This is a genomic window from Piscinibacter lacus, from assembly GCF_016735685.1.
Lineage (GTDB): Bacteria > Pseudomonadota > Gammaproteobacteria > Burkholderiales > Burkholderiaceae_C > Aquariibacter > Aquariibacter lacus.
Genome location: NZ_JAERRA010000004.1, coordinates 1 through 4,852 on the forward strand (window position 1 = coordinate 1; position 4,852 = coordinate 4,852).

General features: G+C 53.5%; 2 tRNA genes and 3 rRNA genes. All 5 read right to left on the minus strand.

What is annotated here, in order from left to right:
- Window positions 1-5: 5 nt before the first annotated feature.
- Window positions 6-118: ribosomal RNA gene (rrf, locus tag JI742_RS13715) — 5S ribosomal RNA — on the minus strand.
- Between the two features lie 113 nt (window positions 119-231).
- Window positions 232-3,105: ribosomal RNA gene (locus JI742_RS13720) — 23S ribosomal RNA — on the minus strand.
- A gap of 228 nt (window positions 3,106-3,333) precedes the next feature.
- Window positions 3,334-3,409, minus strand: a tRNA-Ala gene (locus JI742_RS13725).
- A gap of 11 nt (window positions 3,410-3,420) precedes the next feature.
- Window positions 3,421-3,497: transfer RNA gene (locus JI742_RS13730), tRNA-Ile, on the minus strand.
- Between the two features lie 95 nt (window positions 3,498-3,592).
- Window positions 3,593-4,852 (minus strand): 16S ribosomal RNA (locus JI742_RS13735); the annotation flags it as partial.

Genomic DNA, 4,852 nt, shown 5'->3' on the forward strand with positions numbered 1-4,852 from the left:
TATTAGCCTGACGATGTCCTACTTTCACACGGGCATCCGCACTATCATCGGCGCTGAGGTGTTTCACGGTCCTGTTCGGGATGGGAAGGGGTGGGACCACCTCGCTATGGTCGTCAGGCTTAACCGGCACTGCAGGCGCTGTTGGGCGCATGCAGCAAATTCGTAGAGTCGAATGTAGGTGGCGTCACCACCGGCAGAGCTACTGAAGCAGCCCTGTTACATCAAAAATATAGGGTCAAGCCGCACGAGCAATTAGTACTGGTTAGCTTAACGCATTACTACGCTTCCACACCCAGCCTATCAACGTCCTGGTCTAGAACGACTCTTCAGGGGGCTCAAGGCCCCGGCAGATCTCATCTTGGAACGAGTTTCCCGCTTAGATGCTTTCAGCGGTTATCTCTTCCGCACTTAGCTACTCGGCAATGCCACTGGCGTGACAACCGATACACCAGAGGTGCGTCCACTCCGGTCCTCTCGTACTAGGAGCAGGCTTCCTCAAATCTGCAGCGCCCACGGAAGATAGGGACCAAACTGTCTCACGACGTTTTAAACCCAGCTCACGTACCTCTTTAAATGGCGAACAGCCATACCCTTGGGACCGGCTACAGCCCCAGGATGAGATGAGCCGACATCGAGGTGCCAAACACCGCCGTCGATATGAACTCTTGGGCGGTATCAGCCTGTTATCCCCAGAGTACCTTTTATCCGTTGAGCGATGGCCCTTCCATACAGAACCACCGGATCACTTAGTCCTACTTTCGTACCTGCTCGACTTGTCAGTCTCGCAGTCAAGCACGCTTATGCCTATGCACTATCAGCACGATTTCCGACCGTGCCTAGCGTACCTTCGAACTCCTCCGTTACGCTTTGGGAGGAGACCGCCCCAGTCAAACTGCCCACCATGCACTGTCCCCGACCCGGATAACGGGCCAAGGTTAGAACCTCAAACACACCAGGGTGGTATTTCAAGGTTGGCTCCACGACACCTAGCGGCACCGCTTCAAAGCCTCCCACCTATCCTACACAGATCTGTTCAAAGTCCAATACAAAGCTACAGTAAAGGTTCATGGGGTCTTTCCGTCTTTCCGCGGGGAGATTGCATCATCACAAACATTTCAACTTCGCTGAGTCTCTGGAGGAGACAGTGTGGCCATCGTTACGCCATTCGTGCAGGTCGGAACTTACCCGACAAGGAATTTCGCTACCTTAGGACCGTTATAGTTACGGCCGCCGTTTACTGGGACTTCAATCAAGAGCTTGCACCCCATCATTTAATCTTCCAGCACCGGGCAGGCGTCACACCCTATACGTCGACTTTCGTCTTTGCAGAGTGCTGTGTTTTTAATAAACAGTCGCAGCCACCGATTCTCTGCGGCCTTGTTGGGCTCCCCTTGTACAGGTTCACCTACTTAAGGCACACCTTCTTCCGAAGTTACGGTGTCAATTTGCCGAGTTCCTTCTCCAGAGTTCTCTCAAGCGCCTGAGAATACTCATCACGCGCACCAGTGTCGGTTTGCGGTACGGTCGTGTGCAGCTGAAGCTTAGTGGCTTTTCCTGGAAGCAGGGTATCACTCACTTCGGAAGCAAGCTTCCTCGTTATCACCCCTCATCTAAGCCCGGCGGATTTGCCTACCGGGCACGACTACAGGCTTGAACCGGGACATCCAACACCCGGCTGAGCTAACCTTCTCCGTCCCCACATCGCACTACACATCGGTACAGGAATATTGACCTGTTTCCCATCAGCTACGCATCTCTGCCTCGCCTTAGGGGCCGACTCACTCTACGCCGATGAACGTTGCGTAGAAAACCTTGCGCTTACGGCGAGGGGGCTTTTCACCCCCTTTAACGCTACTCATGTCAGCATTCGCACTTCTGATACCTCCAGCAGCCTTCACAAGCCACCTTCACAGGCTTACAGAACGCTCTCCTACCACGCACATTGCTGTGCATCCGCAGCTTCGGTTACTGGCTTAGCCCCGTTACATCTTCCGCGCAGGACGACTCGATCAGTGAGCTATTACGCTTTCTTTAAATGATGGCTGCTTCTAAGCCAACATCCTGACTGTTTTAGCCTTCCCACTTCGTTTCCCACTTAGCCAATATTAGGGACCTTAGCTGGCGGTCTGGGTTGTTTCCCTCTTGTGTCCGGACGTTAGCACCCGGTGCACTGTCTCCCAAGCTGTACTCATCGGTATTCGGAGTTTGCAATGGTTTGGTAAGTCGCCATGACCCCCTAGCCATAACAGTGCTCTACCCCCGATGGTAATACTTGAGGCACTACCTAAATAGTTTTCGGAGAGAACCAGCTATTTCCAAGTTTGTTTAGCCTTTCACCCCTATCCACAGCTCATCCGCTAGTTTTGCAACACTAGTCGGTTCGGACCTCCAGTGCGTGTTACCGCACCTTCATCCTGGCCATGGATAGATCACTTGGTTTCGGGTCTACACCCAGCGACTGAACGCCCTATTCGGACTCGATTTCTCTACGCCTACCCTACTCGGTTAAGCTTGCCACTGAATGTAAGTCGCTGACCCATTATACAAAAGGTACGCCGTCACCCCGAAGGGCTCCGACTTTTTGTATGCATGCGGTTTCAGGATCTATTTCACTCCCCTCCCGGGGTTCTTTTCGCCTTTCCCTCACGGTACTTGTTCACTATCGGTCGATTACGAGTATTTAGCCTTGGAGGATGGTCCCCCCATCTTCAGACAGGATTACACGTGTCCCGCCCTACTTGTCGTGTGCTCAGTTCTACAGCGTGCTTTTCTTGTACGGGGCTATCACCCACTGTGGCTGACCTTTCCAGATCATTCCAATAAGCTCACTGCTAAATCACACAGGCTGTTCCGATTTCGCTCGCCACTACTTTCGGAATCTCGGTTGATGTCTGTTCCTCGAGCTACTGAGATGTTTCAGTTCACCCGGTTCGCCTCGCATTCCTATGTATTCAGAATGCGATACCCTTGCGGGTGGGTTTCCCCATTCGGAAATCTCCGGATCAAAGCTTATTTGCCAGCTCCCCGAAGCTTATCGCAGGCTATCACGTCCTTCGTCGCCTGTAATCGCCAAGGCATCCACCACATGCACTTAGTCACTTGACCCTATATTTTTGACGCACTGCGTCGAGCCAAGGACTGTCTTGAGTAGTTTGTCTGCCGTGCCTGCATTTCCTGCAGGCTGGTGACGCAATCTATGGTTGCCGGCGGCACGGAGCGCCATGAAAACGCTTTCCGCCGACAACGCTGATTCGACTCTACGAATTTTTAAAGAACAACATGCAAAAACTGCACTGATCAAAACCCATTGGACTTTGATCAGTGCCATCGTCATGGTGGAGGTGAACGGGATCGAACCGATGACCCCCTGCTTGCAAAGCAGGTGCTCTCCCAGCTGAGCTACACCCCCTCGAATCCGAGTGGTGGGTCTGGTTGGATTCGAACCAACGACCCCCGCCTTATCAAGACGGTGCTCTAACCGACTGAGCTACAGACCCGCATCCTTTTCCATGTGCTGATTGCTCAGCAAGGCATGCTGTTGGCCAACAACAACCGATAAGTGTGGACGTCTGATGGGAATGCCATCATCTAGAAAGGAGGTGATCCAGCCGCACCTTCCGATACGGCTACCTTGTTACGACTTCACCCCAGTCACGAACCCTGCCGTGGTAATCGCCCCCCTTGCGGTTAGGCTAACTACTTCTGGCAGAACCCGCTCCCATGGTGTGACGGGCGGTGTGTACAAGACCCGGGAACGTATTCACCGCGGCAAGCTGATCCGCGATTACTAGCGATTCCGACTTCACGCAGTCGAGTTGCAGACTGCGATCCGGACTACGACCGGTTTTCTGAGATTAGCTCCCCCTCGCGGGTTGGCAACCCTCTGTACCGACCATTGTATGACGTGTGTAGCCCTACCCATAAGGGCCATGATGACCTGACGTCATCCCCACCTTCCTCCGGTTTGTCACCGGCAGTCTCATTAGAGTGCCCTTTCGTAGCAACTAATGACAAGGGTTGCGCTCGTTGCGGGACTTAACCCAACATCTCACGACACGAGCTGACGACGGCCATGCAGCACCTGTGTCCAGGCTCTCTTTCGAGCACCAAACCATCTCTGGTAAGTTCCTGGCATGTCAAGGGTAGGTAAGGTTTTTCGCGTTGCATCGAATTAAACCACATCATCCACCGCTTGTGCGGGTCCCCGTCAATTCCTTTGAGTTTCAACCTTGCGGCCGTACTCCCCAGGCGGTCAACTTCACGCGTTAGCTTCGTTACTGAACAGCAAGCCGTCCAACAACCAGTTGACATCGTTTAGGGCGTGGACTACCAGGGTATCTAATCCTGTTTGCTCCCCACGCTTTCGTGCATGAGCGTCAGTACAGGCCCAGGGGATTGCCTTCGCCATCGGTGTTCCTCCGCATATCTACGCATTTCACTGCTACACGCGGAATTCCATCCCCCTCTGCCGTACTCTAGCTATGCAGTCACAAATGCAGTTCCCAGGTTGAGCCCGGGGATTTCACATCTGTCTTGCACAACCGCCTGCGCACGCTTTACGCCCAGTAATTCCGATTAACGCTTGCACCCTACGTATTACCGCGGCTGCTGGCACGTAGTTAGCCGGTGCTTATTCTTCAGGTACCGTCATTAGTCCGAAGTATTCGTTCAGACCGTTTCTTCCCTGACAAAAGCGGTTTACAACCCGAAGGCCTTCTTCCCGCACGCGGCATGGCTGGATCAGGCTTGCGCCCATTGTCCAAAATTCCCCACTGCTGCCTCCCGTAGGAGTCTGGGCCGTGTCTCAGTCCCAGTGTGGCTGGTCGTCCTCTCAGACCAGCTACGGATCGTT